The 15,451-nt window shown below is 58.0% G+C and carries 16 protein-coding genes; 11 read left to right on the top strand and 5 right to left on the bottom strand.

What is annotated here, in order from left to right:
* Positions 1-61 precede the first annotated feature (61 nt).
* Positions 62-409, bottom strand: coding sequence for a divalent-cation tolerance protein CutA (gene cutA, locus ABXH05_RS00175; RefSeq protein WP_353559244.1), 348 nt, complete (start codon positions 407-409; stop codon positions 62-64).
* An 83-nt stretch (positions 410-492) separates the two neighbouring features.
* On the opposite strand from cutA, the gene ABXH05_RS00180 reads away from it, so the two are divergent.
* The 4 genes from ABXH05_RS00180 to ABXH05_RS00195 all read left to right on the top strand — a co-directional run bounded on the left by ABXH05_RS00180 (position 493) and on the right by ABXH05_RS00195 (position 3,533).
* The gene (locus ABXH05_RS00180; protein WP_348141527.1) at positions 493-1,260 is read left to right on the top strand and encodes an NAD kinase; all 768 of its coding nucleotides are present in this window, start codon (positions 493-495) and stop codon (positions 1,258-1,260) included.
* Complete coding sequence (locus ABXH05_RS00185; RefSeq protein WP_353559245.1) at positions 1,257-2,399, top strand: AbrB family transcriptional regulator; 1,143 nt, start codon at positions 1,257-1,259, stop codon at positions 2,397-2,399. Before ABXH05_RS00180 ends, ABXH05_RS00185 begins: the two co-directional genes overlap by 4 nt.
* 85 nt (positions 2,400-2,484) lie before the next feature.
* Positions 2,485-3,027 (top strand): response regulator, encoded by a 543-nt coding sequence (locus ABXH05_RS00190; RefSeq protein ID WP_353559246.1) that lies wholly within the window; start codon positions 2,485-2,487, stop codon positions 3,025-3,027.
* Between the two features lie 20 nt (positions 3,028-3,047).
* Positions 3,048-3,533, top strand: coding sequence for a hypothetical protein (locus ABXH05_RS00195; RefSeq protein WP_353559247.1), 486 nt, complete (start codon positions 3,048-3,050; stop codon positions 3,531-3,533).
* A 7-nt stretch (positions 3,534-3,540) separates the two neighbouring features.
* Here the strand turns inward: ABXH05_RS00195 and ABXH05_RS00200 are convergent, their stop codons facing one another.
* Entirely contained in the window at positions 3,541-4,329 is a 789-nt protein-coding gene (locus ABXH05_RS00200; protein ID WP_353559248.1) for an NUDIX hydrolase, read from the bottom strand.
* A gap of 162 nt (positions 4,330-4,491) precedes the next feature.
* Here ABXH05_RS00200 and ABXH05_RS00205 point away from each other — a divergent pair, with 162 nt between their 5' ends.
* Both ABXH05_RS00205 and ABXH05_RS00210 read left to right on the top strand, forming a co-directional pair.
* On the top strand, positions 4,492-5,586 hold the full coding sequence (locus ABXH05_RS00205; protein ID WP_353559249.1) for an EAL domain-containing protein: 1,095 nt from the start codon (positions 4,492-4,494) through the stop codon (positions 5,584-5,586).
* A gap of 87 nt (positions 5,587-5,673) precedes the next feature.
* Positions 5,674-6,867, top strand: coding sequence for an acyl-CoA dehydrogenase family protein (locus ABXH05_RS00210; protein ID WP_353559250.1), 1,194 nt, complete (start codon positions 5,674-5,676; stop codon positions 6,865-6,867).
* A gap of 6 nt (positions 6,868-6,873) precedes the next feature.
* On the opposite strand, the gene spbR is transcribed toward ABXH05_RS00210, so the two are convergent.
* A complete protein-coding gene (gene spbR / locus ABXH05_RS00215) occupies positions 6,874-8,007 on the bottom strand; it encodes a SpbR family protein (protein ID WP_353559251.1) in 1,134 nt (377 codons plus the stop codon).
* Between the two features lie 234 nt (positions 8,008-8,241).
* Here spbR and ABXH05_RS00220 point away from each other — a divergent pair, with 234 nt between their 5' ends.
* The 4 genes from ABXH05_RS00220 to ABXH05_RS00235 all read left to right on the top strand — a co-directional run bounded on the left by ABXH05_RS00220 (position 8,242) and on the right by ABXH05_RS00235 (position 11,651).
* On the top strand, positions 8,242-8,421 hold the full coding sequence (locus tag ABXH05_RS00220; RefSeq protein ID WP_353559252.1) for a hypothetical protein: 180 nt from the start codon (positions 8,242-8,244) through the stop codon (positions 8,419-8,421).
* Positions 8,422-8,507: 86 nt separating this feature from the next.
* Positions 8,508-9,122, top strand: coding sequence for a TetR/AcrR family transcriptional regulator (locus tag ABXH05_RS00225; protein ID WP_353559253.1), 615 nt, complete (start codon positions 8,508-8,510; stop codon positions 9,120-9,122).
* Positions 9,122-10,333 (top strand): serine hydrolase domain-containing protein, encoded by a 1,212-nt coding sequence (locus ABXH05_RS00230; protein ID WP_353559254.1) that lies wholly within the window; start codon positions 9,122-9,124, stop codon positions 10,331-10,333. The genes ABXH05_RS00225 and ABXH05_RS00230 overlap by 1 nt, the downstream gene beginning before the upstream one ends.
* Positions 10,334-10,442: 109 nt before the next feature.
* Complete coding sequence (locus ABXH05_RS00235) at positions 10,443-11,651, top strand: CaiB/BaiF CoA transferase family protein (protein WP_353559255.1); 1,209 nt, start codon at positions 10,443-10,445, stop codon at positions 11,649-11,651.
* 3 nt (positions 11,652-11,654) lie between these two features.
* On the opposite strand, the gene ABXH05_RS00240 is transcribed toward ABXH05_RS00235, so the two are convergent.
* Positions 11,655-12,659: a lysozyme family protein gene (locus ABXH05_RS00240; protein WP_353559256.1), complete on the bottom strand. Its 1,005-nt coding sequence runs from the start codon at positions 12,657-12,659 to the stop codon at positions 11,655-11,657.
* 151 nt (positions 12,660-12,810) lie between these two features.
* Here ABXH05_RS00240 and ABXH05_RS00245 point away from each other — a divergent pair, with 151 nt between their 5' ends.
* Positions 12,811-14,277, top strand: a complete 1,467-nt coding sequence (locus ABXH05_RS00245) for a spinster family MFS transporter (RefSeq protein ID WP_353559257.1) — start codon at positions 12,811-12,813, stop codon at positions 14,275-14,277.
* Between the two features lie 6 nt (positions 14,278-14,283).
* Here the strand turns inward: ABXH05_RS00245 and ABXH05_RS00250 are convergent, their stop codons facing one another.
* Positions 14,284-15,330 carry an AraC family transcriptional regulator gene (locus ABXH05_RS00250; protein WP_353559258.1) on the bottom strand — a complete coding sequence of 349 codons (1,047 nt, stop codon included), beginning with the start codon at positions 15,328-15,330 and terminating at the stop codon, positions 14,284-14,286.
* Between the last annotated feature and the right edge of the window lie 121 nt (positions 15,331-15,451).

A 15,451-nucleotide genomic window follows, 5' to 3' on the forward strand; every position in this document is an offset into this window, starting at 1 on the left:
ATGCGCCCGCTCTATTGCCTCAGCAATACACCGGATGGCGCGCGCACGAAATGCATGGACGCTAATTCTTGTCCCGAGTTTCAGCCCCGGTTTCAGTCCTGACCCATTCAGCAAATAGCGGGTCGACATCGCACGCGGCAAAAGCAGTGACTGCGGGCGTGTCATAAGGATGCATCCGGATAATTGTATCCATGGCCGCCCGGCAGCTCTGCTGGGTCGTTTTGAAAAGCAACGCGACTTCAGATTCGGACTGCAACTCACCCTGCCACATATAGATAGAGTTCATCCCCGGCAGCATGTTCACGCAGGCGGCTTGACCGGCTTCGATAACTGCCCCTGCCAACCGCTCCGCCTCGGCCTGAGAGGGAGCTGTTGAATAGATGAATACAATCGCATCGGGGTCTGACATCACGCGCCTTTTACGTTCTTCTTCTGGCAAGCCTTCTGGGCTAAGGTCACTACCCTACCCCATTGCCCCCAGTGCCAAAAAACATGCCCCCTGAAAAACTATCATTTGTCGCCAGTCCCCATGACGAGGCGCAGGACGCGTTCAAAACGCTGACTGCACGCTATGGCAATGCGGACCCAAAGACGGCAGACGCCATTGTGGCGCTTGGGGGCGACGGCCTCATGCTGCAGACGCTGCACGCGCAACTGGGCAATGGCCACCCGATCTACGGCATGAACCGCGGCTCTGTCGGCTTCCTCATGAATGACTACTCCGAGGACGATCTTCCAGCGCGCATCGAGGCAGCGGAACACACGACCATCCACCCCCTGCGGGTCAGGACGGAAGACGTCAATGGCGAGCACGCGGAAGCTTTGGCCATCAATGAAGTCTCCATGCTGCGCGAGACCTATCAAGCAGCCAAACTGCGCATCGTGATTGATGGCAAGACGCGCATGGAAGAACTCGTCTGCGATGGTTTGCTGGTCGCGACACCTGCGGGCTCCACGGCGTACAACCTCTCCGCTCACGGACCGATCCTGCCGCTGGGGGCACAGCTTCTGGCCCTGACACCCATCAGTGCGTTCAGGCCGCGCCGCTGGCGTGGCGCATTGCTGCGCCACAATGCCTGTGTTCAGATTGAAGTTCTCGAGGCCGCCAAGCGGCCGGTAAGTGCTGTCGCCGACCATCAGGAATTCCGCTCGGTCCGCAAGGCGAGTATCGAAGAAGCATCAGACATCGGCCTGCACATGCTGTTTGACCGCGACCGCAATCTTGATGAGCGGATTATCGCGGAGCAGTTCCTGCCGTGACCTCTGCGCCCCAACCTCCCAAGGACAGCCTCTCGGCTGTTGCCGCCGGAGGTTTGGCTTTGCCCGGCTCCACACCTCCGGACTTTCGAACTGTCGCAACAACACTGCTGATCGCCAGCGTGGGCGGTGGCCTCTTCGCTATTGCTGGCGCGCCCCTGGCCTGGATGCTGGGCGCCATGTTCATCACCACTGGTGTGGCAATGGCCGGGCTAACCAAGCTGGGTATCTATGCATGGTTGCGCACCACCATGATCGCCGTTCTCGGCGTCATGCTGGGCAGCGCCTTTACGCCTGAATTGCTGTCTCAGATGTTGGGATGGTGGCCCGACATTCTGGTGCTTGCGGTCTTCATCGCCTTTGTGACCGCCACAGGCTTTATCGTCTTTCGCTTTGGCGCAGGCTACGACACCACCACGGCGTATTTTTCCGCAACCCCCGGTGGCCTGTCTGAAATGGCGATCATGGGCCATGAGCTGGGGGCGGACATCAGGACAATTTCCCTCATCCACGCAACGCGCATTCTTGTGGTGGTGGCCACGATCCCCGTCTATTTCCGGGTTGTGGAGGGGTTGGAGATACCAGCCTTGCCGCGAGATGTCGGCTCCCTGATAGATCTTGCTCTCTATGAGGCCGTCATGCTGAGCGGCTGTGCCGTGCTTGGAGTTCCCTTGGGCCGCTTAAGCCGTGTGCCCGCCGGCTCTTTGATCGGGCCAATGGTGCTGAGTGCGGCTGTTCACCTGGCCGGTCTTTCAAGTGGCAAGCCACCCGTCGAAATCGTAGCCGCAGCACAAGTGGTGGTCGGCGCTTCCATAGGGTGCCGGTTTGCTGGTCTCACACTAGCCGATGCCCGGAAAATCATCTCGGCAGGGATGATATCCGGCATCCTTATGGTCATCGCCGCAGCCCTTGCAGCCTATTCTCTGTCGGGCTTTCTGGATCGGCCAGTGGAAGTGCTGGTCTTGTCCTTTGCCCCCGGTGGGCTGGCCGAAATGGCCCTGATTGCCCTGATCCTTGGCATCGACACAGCCTTTGTGTCCGCGATGCATGTGCTGCGCATCGCCATGGTGGTCATTGGCGCACCAGTGGTTTTCAAACTGATGGGCACAAAATCCACCAAATCCGAGACAATTGAGGATTAGACTTTAACCGTCGTTAACCGGTAGGTGCGAAACTCCACACGTATTACGCGCAAACACGCTGGAAATCTGCCGGGATCGCCCAAGAATGGACGCCTACGACTTTTCCCGACTTACCGTGCTGGTGGTTGATGACAACTGCCATATGCGCCAGCTCGTCCGCAATATTCTTTACGCATTCGGCTGTCAGACCATCCATGACGCTGCAGACGGCACTCAGGCCATCAGCATGCTTCAGTCGCACCAGATTGATATCCTGATTGCCGACTGGATGATGAAGCCAATGGACGGGATCGAGCTCACCAAGATCATCCGCAAGGGCGATGTGGTACCCAACCCGTACGTACCGGTGATCATGCTCACCGCCCACACAACGATGCAGAATATCCTGGTCGCCCGCGAAGCAGGTGTGACCGAGTATCTGGCAAAACCACTAACGCCGCGCAGTCTGCTGACACGCCTTCAGATGGTGATTGGGAATCCTCGTCCCTTCGTCCGTACAGCGCAGTTCTTTGGCCCCGACCGCCGCCGCAAGGACAGCTCGTTCTATACGGGCCCGGAGCGGCGCGAAGATGCTGACAGCACCAAGGACACTTTCGAGCTCGATGATATGGAGGAAGACGCCGCCTAGCAGCTGCGCCTCGCATTCCCATGGCCAAACAGGTTCAAAAACCAATCGAGTTCATTACGCCGCCAAACGTGCTGCGTGCCAAACTCGCCACCAAAACAGCTCCCGTCAAAAACCCTCTCGCGGCTGCCAATCGGGCCCTCGCGGACATGAGCACCGAGTGCACCAAATGGGTCGATGAAGAAATCGACCGGTTGCATGAGCGGCGCCTGGCCTTTGTGGCAAAGCCGAAAGATACAAACGCGCTGGACGACCTGACCCATACGGCTATGGACGTTAAAGGTCTTGCAGGGCCAGGCGGCTATCCCGATGCAGACGCGTTTGCCGTCAGCTTGATCGCCCTTCTCACCTCCGCTGACAATCTGGCAGCCAAGAATGTGGGACTCGTAGAAGCGCATGTAGACGCCATTCGCGCGACCCGCGAAAAGGCCTACTCAGCAAAAGTCGCCGGCGCACTGGCCGCCGAACTCGCCGCGCGTACGGCGGAACTGGTGAGCGAAACCGCCTGATCTTCCTCTAGATGCTGTCCATGGTGATTTCAGTGACGCTGTATCCGGCTGCCGCGGGGATGGTCAGCATCATGGTGCCATCACGATCTTCAACCTGCGGCTCAACCGTTACGATGGTGCGCGCCTGCGCAGCTTCAAAAGCCTCTGCAACGGTTTTGCTTTCCGCCAGCTGCTCAAGATTCATCCGTGTTGGGAAGATGACTGTCCGCTTGCCGGCCTTGGCTTCCTCAAGTGCCTGCGCAGGGTTGATCCAGACTGAATCAACACCCTCTGAGCCATCATGCATTGCCACATGGTCTGATGGCGCAATGGCAAGATAGAAATGTGTATCAAACCGCTTGGGCATCATCTTCGGCGTGACCCAGTGCGCATAAGGCTCCAGAAGATCGCACGCGAGCCGGAGCTTTTCCCGAGACAGAAACTCAGCAATTGGAAGCTCACCCTTGTCGAGCCGGGGTCTGTCTGCCTCCAGTGAGGAAAGACGCTTGCCGTCAATCAATGCCCCGCTCTCGTCGCGTGCCAGAAGCACGCCGGATTCCTCAAATGCCTCCCGAATGGCAGCAACGCGCAATGCCAGCAGCGAGTCGTCAAGGTCGTCAGCGCCGTCACACAGCGGACGAACCTCCGGCAGGACGTCGCCTGGCGCCAGCTTGCCGCCCGGGAACACCAGTGCCCCTGATGCAAAATCAATCTGGTGGTGACGCACCACCATGAAGACCTCAAGGCCCTCCGCCCCGTCGCGCAGCATAAGGATGGTTGCCGCAGGAATGAGCGGTTTTTGAACTTTGTCAGACACTGAAATCTTCTCCCCCGAGCCCGCTCAATCAAGCTTAAAACTGCCAAGAGATTGCAGCTTTAGATTATGAGCGCCCGTTAACTTTTGTTTTGTATCCTTCGACCGATCAACGCTAGGCAGCCCGAAAAACGGGCCCTCGGTGCAAAAGGGCTTCGAGCAATCATGTATCGCAATTCCTTCCGCCTCACCAATAGAGAGATTGACGAGGCCTTTGCCACACGTCAGTTCCGCCTTGTTTTTCAGCCAAAAATCGACCTTGCGCGACGCACATTGGCCGGTGTCGAAAGCTTTGCACGCTGGCAACACCCACAATTCGGTGTGATCCCGCCTGCCCTGTTCCTGCCCGTACTGGCACGCCAGGGCCGTAACCAGGAGCTCACTCGCTTTGTGCTCAGCGAGGCCGTTGCGCAATTGGTGAGATGGCGCGCATCTGGTGAAACAGCAACTGTATCAATCAACGTGGCACCGGAAGAACTGGCAGACGGTTCCTTGCCGGTCTCAATCCGGCTTGCACTGAACGCAGCAGATCTTGATCCATCGAGGCTTATCGTTGACCTGCCGGAGAGCGGCCTCGCCGCTGAACCTGATCGTGCCCGCGACACCATTCATGCCCTGTCTGAAATCGGCATTGGACTGGCGCTGGAATGCGCGCAGGAGCCGCTGATTGATTTCACGAATACGGATACAGCAACGCTGGATCCCACAGCCTTTCAGGAGTTCAAGATTGGCGGCCGCGCGATCATTCAATTCGCCAGCCGAATTGAGGGCACAGGTCTGGGTCTTATGCGCAGCCGTCTGGAATACGCGACATCAAACCAGATGAAGACGACGGCCGTAGGCGCTGAAACCGCCGACACGGTGTCGCTCCTTCCGTCATTGGGATTCGAGCAGGCACAGGGAAATGCAATTTCATCGCCGCTGACGCCTCAAGCACTGCTCGACTTCGACGCATCCACTGCAATGGAAAGCCTCTTGGGACACGCAGCCCAGGATGCGTCACAGAAGGTCCAACTTGAAGAATTTGCGCCACCTAAGGCGGATGTCTCAGACAAGAAATCTCGCATCCAGGTTGTGCGTGGCAATGCGAAAGTCGAACTGATGACGCAGGGGAAAACTGGCGGGCAAACCCATGTCATCAAACTGCCTGATCCAGCATCAGTCACTGCCGGCAAGCAGCGCGACGAGCAGACCGGCGTGCCGAAGCTCAGCTTCTTCACACGACTGCAAACGCGATTTTCACGAACGTTCCAGGCCTGACACTCACGATCTTCGACAAGGGTGTTGCTGCATCACTCATGCGGCCTCATGATCGAGCGCAACAAAACCCTGCCTGCGAGGAACGTCATGGATTTGCCAGCAACTCAGTACACACCTGTTTCATTCACACCTGAGCAGGTCGGGCTGCGTGACCATTTCCGCAAATACATGATGGCCGAGCTTGATCCGCGTACGACGGATTTTGAAAACGGCGAGAGCCCCTACCCGTTCATGAAGCAGATGGTGGCGGATCTCGGACTGGCCACAGAGGCCGATCGGCTGGAGAAAACCGGCGGTGCCAAAAACCCGGATGAGAATAGCGATCGCAAGAACGACCCGGACAATGATGCGCTCATGCGCTTCATCCGCACGCAGATCCAGATTGAAGTCGCGCGGGTGAACCCCGGCTTTGCATTGAGCTGGGGTGCCAGCATCGGCCTGTTCGGGTCCAATGTGCGCAGCAAGGGCACTGTTGAACAGGTGAAGAAATACGTACCTGATGTTCAGCGCTGCGAAAAGATCGGGTCCTGGTGTCTGACAGAACCCGGTGCTGGATCAGACGCGTTTGGTTCCATGAAGACGACGGCCCGCCCGGATGGGGACGATTTCATTCTGAACGGCAGCAAGACCTTCATCACCAACGCGCCCTATGCAGACTATTTCCTGGTCTACGCACGCAACACAGACGATGGGTCCATTCAAGCTTTCATTGTCGAGCGCGATTACAAGGGTGTGGATACCTCAAAGCCGTTTGACAAGATGGGCATGAAGTCTTCTCCCACCGGACAGGTGTTCCTGGACGATGTACGCGTGCCGGGTGAAAACCTGCTTGGCGGCGGTCAAAAGGACCGCGACCACGTCCGCAAGTCCTTGGCATCAGAGCGGATTGGTATTGCAGTCCAGTCCTATGCCATCGCCGAACGCTGCTACGACATTGCCGTTGACTACGCCAAGACCCGCGAACAGGGCGGGCAAGCCATTGGCAACTACCAGCTGGTCCAAAACCGGCTGGCGCGTATGTATGTGGACCTCTCCAACTCACGCCGCATCGTCTATTCGAATGAGCAGATGGACTTGCTGGACGCTTGCGCCGGCAAACTTTTTGTGGCGGAAGCCGGCACGCGTGTGGCCACGGAGGCAATCCACATCCTCGCCGGCAATGGCTACATGGCGGAATATGTGGTGGAGCGCATGGCGCGCGACGCAAAACTGCTGGAACTCGGCGGCGGGACCACAGAGATTCAGATCCTCACCATCGGCAAGGCGATCATGGAAGGGTGAAGGCGGTCAGGCTGAAAGCGCCTGTTCCGCTGTTTCGATCTCGTGCTTGCGAGACATCTGATACAGCAGGAAATCAAGATCATCATTTTTGAGCCCGTCAGGCTGCGTCAGAATACGCTCGATGATTGACCGGCGGAAGTTCTCCCGGTCATGCACTTCGCCATTGAGCGAAATGTCGTGGAAGACATCCACGGCCGTGCGCAAAGGCAGATAGAGGTTCTGTGACAAACGGGCCTGCTGAAACAAGGCGCGCAATCCCAGACGACCGGCATCATGCACCAGTGTCCATGCACGCTCCGGTGCAACACGGGCCATTTGCGCCAGCGCATGTTCAACAAAGCGCATTTCGCCCATGCATGCAGCACGCACAATAAGAGAGCCGGACAGGCGTCCTGATGCCTGCAGGTGCTCCATCAATGCAACGTAGTCATCAATCGTGGGCAGCCCATCCAGCAGAGCGATGGTCGCTGCTTCACGTGCTTCCAGCGCCATCCGGTCCGCAAGATCAGAGCCAATGCCGTGGCGAGATACCAGACGCTCTTTCACTTCATCCGATACCAGTGTGACAAGTCGCTCAGATACATTGAGCGGAAGCGCCTCGCGCTCTGCCATCAGGCCAGTGACGTCATCGTCATCGTGCCAACGATCAATCACACGATTGTAGGAAGAAGGTGCAATGTCAGCGCCCTGGTTTTCTAGCATCCGGCTGATGGCTTCCTTGCCACCGTCTTCTGCAATTGCTTCGGTTACAGCGCTTGAGACAACAGTACGGCCTGCAATGGCGGCTGCCTTGGACCCGCCACTACTGCGCACTATTGCAATGAGGTCCTCATCGCTAATGGCTGGCGACACCTCAAGAAAAGGCACCGCAATTTCATCAATGTCGTTGGCCAGTGCAGCAGCGACATCAGCTGGGATGTCAGCGGTATTGGCAATGGACTCCGCAACAGCAATGCGAACAAGGCTGGCAGCGTCCTGCACCATGAGACGCAGAATGTCGTTTGCGAGAAGGCGTTCCTGACCAGTCAGACCACCAGCGTCGACCTGGGTGCCGACTTTGACGGCAACCTGCGCACGCGCATCCTCAGATGGCGAACCTAGAAGTCCAGAAATATCAGCTTGCGTGAGTGGCGGTACCATCGCGCTGTCCTCCTGTCAGGGCCGCGATAGACACACCACGCCCTATTTAGAGTGCAGCGTGCGCCCTCAGGGTTAAGGTTTCGTTTAGCAAAAGATCAAATTCCAGCAGCGCTATAAAGCAAGCCCCCATACTTCTGCACCTTTGCCTTAACTCCGGCGCATTCCGTCGGCAAAAGAACCCCTTCGAAGGGGATCGTCTCTAGTGCCCGTGTATGTGTGGGGAGGCGACAATTTATGGATATCACCTGGATCATCGGCGGCGGAGCTGCGCTCGCCGTCCTGTTTGTTCTCATCTTGATGGGGACCAGTCGAAGACGCGCAACCAAGTCAGACCGCCTTGACCATGCCTTTGAGCGTGCCCGCTACGCTCGACGCACCGGCACTATGGGCTCTGATCGCGGCTACATCCGCTGACTACAAGAGCTAGGTAACTTGTCATATTTGACAAGTTACCCTGATGCAGCTAAATCTTGTCACAATTGACAAGATTGGAGATGGTCATGGCTCGCCCACAGATGGGAGACGAACGCAGGGAACAGATTCTCGAAGCGTTTGAAAAATGCGTCATCCGCAAGGGCGTCGCCAAAACCACCTTGAGCGACGTTGCCGAGGAGAGCGACCTGCCCCGCTCGCTGGTGCGATACTTTGTCGGCAACCGGGCTGACATGGTTGACCTCCTGATCGACAGGATGATTGAACGCGCCGAGGACGGTCTTGCGCAATTGCGCCCCAAGTCCCGTCCCCAGACCACTCACGACTTCGTGGACTTTCTGTTCGAGAACACCTTTGCAAATGACGTGTCCAACAATGTGGTCGGCGAGCTTTGGTACATGGCCGAGCGCGACGAGAGCATACGGAAGCGCCTGGCGGCGATGTATGGACGCGTCATCCACCTGATGGTGGCGCAGATGGAAACGGACGGCATCGGCAGCTCAGCCCGCGAGCGCCGGGACGCTGCCAACATCATTCTGTCCCTCGTCTACGGACAAGCATCTTTTCGAGAACTGGGAATGCCTGGCATGGCCAACAATGCGGCCCATGCCCACGCCCGGACAATCATCGATTCGCTTGCCTCACAACCCAAGAAGAAGACATCCAACAAGGAGACTGTGTGATGAAGAAATATCTGATTGGCGGTGCAGCTGCCATCATCGTTATCGGTGCTGTGGCCTATGCATTCCTGGCCGATAACATCGACCGCGCATCTACGATTGCCACGCTGTTCAGTGGTGCTGAGCAGTATGAGAATTTCAATCGCATGGATGAGATGTTCCCGGTCAATGCGGTCGCGGCATCCACCGCGCCCTATGACTTCCCGGATGGCGATCCGATCACGCTGCCTGAAACCTTCACCTACAAGGGTGAACAGGTGAACACGGAAGCGTTGCTCTCTGAGACGGACACAAGCGCACTATTGGTGTTGAAAGACGGCAAGGTCGTTTTTGAACGCTACATGCTGACCGGCGGGCGTGACGAACAATGGCTGTCCATGTCCGTTGCCAAGAGCTTCATCTCTGCACTTGTTGGCATTGCTGTTGAAGAAGGCTTCATCAAGAACATTGAAGCTCCGATTTCTGACACACTGCCTGAGCTGGCCGGGTCAGCCTATGACGGTGTGCGCATCAAGGATGTGCTGCAAATGTCATCAGGTGCCGCCTGGAACGAGGATTACTCTGATCCCGAGTCAGACATCAATCGCTTCGGCCGCATCTTTGCGCTTGGTGGATCCCTGAACGAATTCATGACGACCCTTGAACGCAAGAATGAGCCGGGCACGGTCAACCACTACAACTCTACAGACACGCAGGTTCTAGGAGCTCTGCTCGTCAAGACCACCGGGCGCACCGTGGCGGACTACATGACAGAGAAACTCTGGCAGCCGCTTGGCGCTGAGAGTGATGCCTTCTGGCTGACCGATAGCGAAGGCATGGAAATGGCCTTTGGCGGGTTCAACGCGACGGCGCGCGACTATGCCAAGCTGGGCGAGCTCTTCCGCAATGGTGGCAACTGGAACGGCAAACAGATTGTTCCCGCTGACTGGGCCAAGGCATCCATCACGCCGGATGCCCCCCACCTGCTACCCGGCGCCAATGACGAAGCGTTCCTGCCAGTCGGCTACGGCTACCAGTGGTGGATCCTTGACGGCGATGAAGGTGAGTATTCCGGCATCGGCGTCTACAACCAGTTCGTCTATGTGAACCCCACCGACAATGTCGTGATCGTCAAACTGTCCGCCAACAGCAACTATGCCGTTGATCTGGAGGAAAGCTCCTATCGCGAATATGAGACGTTCCACCTGTTCCGCGAAATCGCAGACCGGACATAATCGCCAAAAAGAGCGGCGGCAGTTGATGCGTGAGGACATGCATTGACGCCGCCGCTTGCTTATGGATGATCGCCCCCAAACAAACACACGCGTTTTCGGGGAGAATTCCATGCTTGAGGGCATCCGCGTCGTCGAACTGGCCACCTACATTGCAGCACCGGCCGCTGCGGGCATCATGGCTGACTGGGGTGCTGAGGTCATCAAGGTCGAGCCGCTTCAGGGCGACGCCATTCGCGGCATGCTCAAGAACGTCTCCGCCTCCAATGTTGAAGGCAACCCGATCTTCGACATGGACAACCGCGGCAAGCGCGGCCTTGCGATTGATCTGCGCAACGAAAAAGGCGCCGCTGCTCTCAAGAAGCTGGTGATGTCGGCTGACGTGTTCATCACCAATGTGCGCCCCGGCGGCCTCGCCCGTGCCGGTCTGGACTGGGCAACCCTTCACGCAGAAAAGCCCGAGCTGATTTATGCCAGCGTCACAGGCTACGGCCTGCAGGGCGAAGACCAGGATCGCCCTGGCTTTGACATGGCAGCCTTCTGGGCCCGCGCCGGCGTTGCCAACCTGACGGCGCCCAAAGGCACGGACCCCTTCCCGCTTCGCGTCGGCCAGGGTGACCACACAACTGGCCTTGCAACCCTCAACGGCATTCTCGGTGCCCTGTTTGAACGCACCAAGACCGGCAAGGGCCGCCTCATCGAAGCATCACTGCTGCGGACAGGCATCTACTCAATCGCCTCAGACATGGCGATCCAGCTGCGCTATGGCCGCGTTGCCTCTACCAAGTCCCGTGACCAGGCAGTCAACGCCCTCAACAATTTCTTCCAATGTGCGTGCGGCACATGGCTGTGTCTCCTCACCCGTCACTCCGGCGATATCTTTGGCCCCATCGCCAAAGCCATTGGCCGCCCGGAACTGGCAACAGACGAGCGGTATCTCACCGCAAAGTCACGCCGCGCCAATGCGATCGAACTGGTCGAAACGCTGGACGCTGAATTTGCAAAACATGACATTGAGGAATGGGGCCGTCGCCTTGATGCCGAAGATGTTGTGTGGGCACCGGTCCAGACCATGGCGCAGGTCGCCGACGACAAGCAGGCCGAAGCGGCAGGCGTATTTGTCGACATCCCCGATGGTGCCGGTGGCACAGGCCGCTCGGTTGCCAGCCCGGTTCGGCTGCCCAACGACGACGGCACCACAGCGGATCGCGTACGCGGCCCGGCACCGGGCATTGGCGAACATACCGCTGATATTCTGAAAGAGCTTGGTTATGACAATGCGGCTCTTGAGGACCTCAAGGCAGCAGGCGCGATCAACTAGCGACTAGGCAAGCGTCCCGCGCAGCACGTCGGCATATGACGTGCCAAAGGCGCGTGCAGGGATTTTGTAATCGTCATTGTCTGCGTTGCGGCGGTCATCGGCGGAGTTATCCCCGTTGAGCGACGGCAGTGGATCAAGTGATGCCAGCACATCCATGACGGCCGGTGTCAGAACCAGCGCCGGGCGCGACGTGGGCACGGGTGACGACCCGGGAAGCGGGCTTCCAGACAACTGCATGGTCAAGGGGCTTGGGCCACTGTGCCGGGCGCTCTGGGTACGCACCACAAGCGGTATGGCCTGATGGGCGCCGGCAGTATTGGGTGCAACGGAAGCAACCTGCTGCGGGGCGTCCTTGAGGGCTGCAATGGCGGCCTTGGCTTTGCCGCCGATATCTGTCTCGCGTGTCAGCCGGTCATAGACCTGAGATACCGTCTTGGCGCTGCCGTCCTTGTTGTAGAAAATCGACTTGTTGGCTTTCGCGGCACCCGGAAAGAGTGCTGACGCATTGGCGCGCGGATCACTCTCGGCTGCATTGATGAGTTTGATGGCCCCACCCGCCCCAAGGAAGTGTGCTGTGTAGAGTTCGCCGGACGTTGCTTCGCGGCCAATGCCGTTTTCGAGCGCCTGTTGGCTTTCCTTTGTGAGAGCACCGGCCATGAGCGCGGACACTTCAGGGTCATGCCGCAGGGCAAGAATTGCCTCCCTGGCGTCACTATCAGTCACTTTGTGCCGACCACGCGAGGTGGTGTCGATGGCAGCGGCATGGTCCTCAAGGCCAAATTCTGCGCCATGCCGTTTGACCACGCCCAGCCATGTCTGCTCGATAAACTGGAAAAGGCCTGATGCGCTGGATGTCTTGGCTTTAGCCGCAGGATTCAGCGAGCTTTCGCGCACTGCGGTCTGCAGCAGATAGTCAAAATCCGCCCCCGTAGAGGCTGCAGCGGTCTTGACCGCGGCAACCACATTCGTGGTCGATCCGGACGCTTGGATATTGGCAACGGCAGTCATCATCAGGCTCCTTTGTGCCCCTACCGTTTCAAACCCCATGCCAACTAAAAAAGCGAGGTTTTCTGTTGGTTTCCCAGGCTTCCTCGTTAGGATGTTGTTAACGAGGCCATAGAGCCCGACACCAAGACACTATGCTGGGGAGGCATGCCGCATGACCGGAAACGGCCGCGACGACGAAATTCAACACATTGCAGATGACATGGTGGAAGCCGGGACACAGACCCCCGCCATCCATGACGACGCGGCGCCGTCAGCAGACGAGCCGCCCTACCCCAGCCGGATGTATGCCTGGTACGTGGTGGGCGTGCTGGTACTGGCCTACACATTCTCATTCATCGACCGACAGATACTCAGCCTGCTGGTCGTTCCCATCCGCCGTGATCTTGAAATCTCCGACACGGAGATGAGCCTGCTCATCGGGTTTGCGTTTGCGCTGTTCTACACAATCTGCGGCCTGCCCATCGGTCGCGCCGTTGACGTTCAACACCGTGTTCGGATCATTGCCATAGGTATTGCCTTCTGGAGCGTCATGACCGCCCTGTGCGGCGTCGCCAAAACCTACTGGCAATTGTTCCTGTTCCGCATGGGTGTTGGCGTCGGTGAAGCAGCCCTGTCGCCCGCCGCCTACTCGATCCTTGCCGACTACTTCCCGCCGGACAAACGCGGCGCCGCGCTTGGTGTGTACGGCATGGGCGTTTACATCGGCGCAGGTCTTGCGCTGGTCATTGGCGGCATCGTTGTGTCAGCCGTATCAGGCGTCGAGCACACCATTCTGCCCATCGTCGGCGAAGTCTATGCGTGGCAGGTTGTGTTCTTCGTGGTTGGCTTGCCCGGGCTGATTGTTGCCCTGTGGGCCCTCACATTGAAGGAGCCCATCCGACGCGGCCATGTGCGTAAGAGCGTCGACGCAGATGGCAACGAAAAAGTTGAATCCGTTCCGGTGAAAGACGTTGTCGCCTACATGAGCGACAACGCCCGCACCCTCTTTTCGCACCATGTGGGATACGCCCTGTGCGCCATGATGGCCTATGGCGTCTCCGCCTGGATCCCGACCTTCTTCATCCGCACCCATGGATGGACCGCAGGCGAAGCCGGCATCTATTACGGCCTTGTGGTGGTCATCTTCGGAACCGCGGGTGTGGTGACCGGTGGCTGGATGGCAGACAAGCTCACATCCATTGGTTACAAGGACGGCAAGCTGCGGGTGCTCTTGTATGGCGCTGCTGCCGCCATCCCCTTCACCGTGCTGTATCCATTTGTGGAAAGCGCAACGCTGGCAATGGTGCTGATTGCACCCTCTACTTTCTTTGCCACCTTCTGCACCGGTGCTGGTCCATCCGGTGTGCAGGAAATCATGCCGAACCAGATGCGCGGTCAGGCATCCGCCTTCATGATCTTTGTCGTGACCATCATCGGCCTTGGCCTTGGACCAACCGCAATTGCACTGGTCACAGACTTCTGGTTTGCGGATGACACGATGCTGAACGTGTCGCTGGCCATCGTTGCCACAACAATCCTCGTGATTGCTGTTGCGGTGATCTGGTGGGGCCTCGACTCCTACAAGGCCAGCCGTGACTACCTGGAAGACTGGCAGCGCCAGCACGAAGGCGCCGCCTAGTCCGACCTATGCTGAGAAGGCCTGACGTCGATATTCACTCGGCGTCAGGCCCAGCCGGGCCTTGAACGCCCGGTTAAATGGACCAATGGATCCAAAGCCCACATCAAGCGCGATGGTCAGAATGGGCAGTCGACGCATCTCGGTGTTCCTCAAGCGCTCCGCAGCATCTTCAATGCGATAGCCATTGAGAAAATCCGAAAAATTGCGGTAGCCAAGCGTGCGGTTGATGATGTCCCGCGTGCGGTATTCAGGCAGCCCTGCCCGCTCAGCCAGTCCGCCAACCGTCAAACCTTCCTGCAAATAGAGCTTGTCAGTCTGAAGCAACGAGACAATACGTTGGGCATCAGGGTCCGTATCAGCGGCGGTATCTGCAGCCTTCTTGTCAGCAGCAACAGGTCCAAACAGATTGCCCAGCTGAAACACCGTGACGCACAGCCACAGGGCCAGCGCCCACACCGCCGCAGCCTGAAGCAGCAGGAGCCATGCAACATCATCAGGCTCCACCACCACGATCTCGACGACCGCGATGATCAACAGCAGCCCGCCACCAAGGGTGACGAATTTCTGTCGGAACTGACGCCGTGCTTCCACAAGGTCATTCTGTCGATCTCGCCAAACCCGCCACAAAAGATGCAGCGCCAGTGACAGCTGGATCACGCCATGGATCGCCTGAAAGACGGTAGCGACTTCGCCATCGCCAACACCGGCCACCAGAAGCCGCAGCACGTACAGTCCAAACAAAACCGCAGGCATCGACCACTCAAACAACCCCGGTGAGAAATCATCCTCAAACAGGGACCGCCCCAGCAACCAGAGCAGCGCCGGATTGATGACACAGAAAATGGTGACGGGAACGGTGTACCAGACCAGCCCATCAATGAACGGACAGATGAGATAAGCCGCTCCGCCCAACCCCGTCAGGGCGCCAAAGCGCCCGACCCATGTGGCGCTCATCCGCACACCCAGCAACAAGGCGATAAGCAACAGCATCGTCATCCCGCTGAAGCGAAGTCCGGTGTCTGCGATGATGAGAAGGGATTGATCTAAAATCATGTCACTGGGCCAGCATTTGAGTGTGGCTCACCGTGCCACACCAGACCTGAAAGTTTCGTGCCCGCAGCATAGCCGATACTCAAAAAGCCTTGCTGATTTTGAAAACGCCCAGCATTTCGGG

It is taken from the genome of Pyruvatibacter sp. HU-CL02332 (assembly GCF_040362765.1).
Classification (GTDB): domain Bacteria; phylum Pseudomonadota; class Alphaproteobacteria; order CGMCC-115125; family CGMCC-115125; genus Pyruvatibacter.

What these genes read in the sequence shown, in the direction of transcription:
- cutA (WP_353559244.1), bottom strand. Translation starts at nt 409, where the DNA reads ATGTCAGACCCCGATGCGATTGTATTCATCTATTCAACAGCTCCCTCT.
- ABXH05_RS00180 (WP_348141527.1), top strand. Translation starts at nt 493, where the DNA reads ATGCCCCCTGAAAAACTATCATTTGTCGCCAGTCCCCATGACGAGGCG.
- ABXH05_RS00190 (WP_353559246.1), top strand. Translation starts at nt 2,485, where the DNA reads ATGGACGCCTACGACTTTTCCCGACTTACCGTGCTGGTGGTTGATGAC.
- ABXH05_RS00195 (WP_353559247.1), top strand. Translation starts at nt 3,048, where the DNA reads ATGGCCAAACAGGTTCAAAAACCAATCGAGTTCATTACGCCGCCAAAC.
- ABXH05_RS00205 (WP_353559249.1), top strand. Translation starts at nt 4,492, where the DNA reads ATGTATCGCAATTCCTTCCGCCTCACCAATAGAGAGATTGACGAGGCC.
- ABXH05_RS00210 (WP_353559250.1), top strand. Translation starts at nt 5,674, where the DNA reads ATGGATTTGCCAGCAACTCAGTACACACCTGTTTCATTCACACCTGAG.
- spbR (WP_353559251.1), bottom strand. Translation starts at nt 8,007, where the DNA reads ATGGTACCGCCACTCACGCAAGCTGATATTTCTGGACTTCTAGGTTCG.
- ABXH05_RS00220 (WP_353559252.1), top strand. Translation starts at nt 8,242, where the DNA reads ATGGATATCACCTGGATCATCGGCGGCGGAGCTGCGCTCGCCGTCCTG.
- ABXH05_RS00225 (WP_353559253.1), top strand. Translation starts at nt 8,508, where the DNA reads ATGGCTCGCCCACAGATGGGAGACGAACGCAGGGAACAGATTCTCGAA.
- ABXH05_RS00230 (WP_353559254.1), top strand. Translation starts at nt 9,122, where the DNA reads ATGAAGAAATATCTGATTGGCGGTGCAGCTGCCATCATCGTTATCGGT.
- ABXH05_RS00235 (WP_353559255.1), top strand. Translation starts at nt 10,443, where the DNA reads ATGCTTGAGGGCATCCGCGTCGTCGAACTGGCCACCTACATTGCAGCA.
- ABXH05_RS00240 (WP_353559256.1), bottom strand. Translation starts at nt 12,659, where the DNA reads ATGACTGCCGTTGCCAATATCCAAGCGTCCGGATCGACCACGAATGTG.
- ABXH05_RS00245 (WP_353559257.1), top strand. Translation starts at nt 12,811, where the DNA reads ATGACCGGAAACGGCCGCGACGACGAAATTCAACACATTGCAGATGAC.
- ABXH05_RS00250 (WP_353559258.1), bottom strand. Translation starts at nt 15,330, where the DNA reads ATGATTTTAGATCAATCCCTTCTCATCATCGCAGACACCGGACTTCGC.